The following is a 2,039-nucleotide window of genomic DNA, read 5'->3' as shown; positions in this document are numbered from 1 at the left end:
ACGCGGTCCAGGGCATCGACCACGTCTTGACGTTTGTGAAGGATTTCATGGCCTCGACGACGCCCTCCTTGTAACCGAGGCCGGAATCCTTGATACCGCCGAAGGGAGACATCTCGATCCGGTAGCCCGGGACTTCCCAGAGATTGACCGTGCCGACCTCCAGATCGGCCACAAAGCGCTGGATGTAATCGTAGCGGTTCGTGCAGATGCCGGAAGAGAGACCATAGGCGGTGGAGTTCGAGATCCGGATGACCTCGGCGATGTCGTCGGGCACGCGGATGATCGGGATCACCGGGCCGAAGGTCTCCTCATGCACCAGCTCGCAGGTGTAGGGGATCCTGTCGACCACGGTCGGGTGGAACAGCGCCCCTTCCGCCCGCTTGCCATGGAGAACCTCGGCGCCCTTGCTCACGGCATCGTCGACGCGCGCCTGGAAGAGCGCGGCCGAGCGGGCGTTGATGACGCAGCCGACATCGGTGGCGGGGTCCATCGGGTCGCCGCATTTCAGCTTCCTGGCCTTCTCGACGACCAGCCTGGAGAAGGCATCGGCGACGCTCTCGACCACCAGGATGCGCTTGACCGCCGTGCAGCGCTGGCCCGAGTTCTTGGTCGCGCCGGTGACGGCGAGCTCGGCCGCCTTGTCGAGATCGGCATCCTCCATGACGATCAGCGGGTCGTTGCCGCCGAGCTCCAGCACGATGCGCTTGTAGCCGGCCTTGTCGGCGATGTGCTTGCCGACGCGGACCGAGCCGGTGAAGGTCACCAGATCCGCGTCCGGGTCGGTGATCATCGCATCGCCCATGGTCGAGGGATTGCCGGTGACGACCGAGAGCATCTCCGGCGGCAGGCCGGCCTCGTAGAGCACGTCGGCGAGCGCCAGCGCGGTCAGCGGCGTGAGTTCCGTCGGCTTCAGCACGAGCCGGTTATTGGTGGCGATCGCAGGCGCCAGCTTGTGGCTGACCATGTTGAGCGGGTGGTTGAACGGGGTAATCGCCGAGATCACGCCGAGCAGCGGCTGGCGCGTCGTGAAGATCTTGCGCGCCTTGCCGTTCGGCGAGATGTCGCAGGAGAACATCTCGCCATCGTCCTTGATGGTGAGTTGCGCCGCGAAGGACCAGACGTCATAGGCGCGGCTGGCCTCATAGAGCGAGTCCTTCCAGCACAGGCCGGCTTCCGCCGTGATCAGCCTGGCGAAGAGCTCCTTGCGGTCGCGCAGCAATTCGGCGGTCTTCTGCAGGATCTGCTGGCGCTCGTAGCGCGAGAGCGTCGGCTTGAACGCCTTGGCCTTGGCGAAGGCCTCGCGCACATGCTCGGGCCGGGCGGCCGGGATCAGGCCGACGATGCTGTCATCGTAGGGGTTCCTGACCTCGACCATGTCGTCGGTCGTGACCAACTTGCCGGCGATGCGCATCGCCTCGCGCCGCACCGGCGGCTTCACCGTCGCGTTCATCTCAGTTCACCAGGTTCAGGGCGACGTCGAAGACGTCGAAATTGCGAAGCGTGCGACCCATCGGCACCGTGATCGGCCGGTTGGCGATCATCGGCACGCGCTGCTCGGTGATGCCGCCATGCGAGCGCAAAGGCTCGGTCAGGCCCGAGAGATCGTGCTTGTCCGGCGAGGTGCCGAGGACCTTCTGGCGGGTCGAGACGACCACGACATCGCCGATCCGGTCGGCCGGCAGTTCGAAGCGCTCGCAGGCTTCCGCCGAGGTCACCGCCAGCGCGATGCCCTCGATCCCGGAGATGCGGGCCGCGACCTCCTCCTGGCTGGCGCCATCGGGCAGATAGACCGTGGCGAAGGAGCCGAGCGCGCCGTGATGGACCACGTAAGGATCGGTGATCGGCAGGATCACGCGCATCGTGCCCTTGCCGTACCACTCATCCATCAGGCTCTGGAGATAGACGACATCCGGCTCGCCATTGGCGAGATGCTTGTCGTTCATGCCGTGATCGGCGGTGATGACCAGCGTGCAGCCGAGCGCGTCGAGCTTGCCGACATACCCGTCGAACATGGCATAGAACGAGTCCGCCATTTCCGA

At 65.4% G+C, this 2,039-nt stretch carries 2 protein-coding genes; both read right to left on the bottom strand.

The window, feature by feature from the left end; genetic code table 11:
• Positions 1 to 1,450, bottom strand: a 1,450-nt coding sequence (gene phnY, locus BLQ70_RS25175) for a phosphonoacetaldehyde dehydrogenase (RefSeq protein WP_091863068.1), incomplete at its 3' end; no start/stop codon positions are given.
• Between the two features lies 1 nt (position 1,451).
• A partial coding sequence (locus BLQ70_RS25170; RefSeq protein ID WP_483062568.1) for an alkaline phosphatase family protein occupies positions 1,452 to 2,039 on the bottom strand: 588 nt, incomplete at its 5' end.

This window comes from Allobosea robiniae (genome assembly GCF_900102525.1).
Taxonomy (GTDB): Bacteria; Pseudomonadota; Alphaproteobacteria; order Rhizobiales; family Beijerinckiaceae; genus Allobosea; species Allobosea robiniae.
Note: the sequence above shows the minus strand (reverse complement) of the source record. Positions and strands in the feature narration are given on the sequence as shown.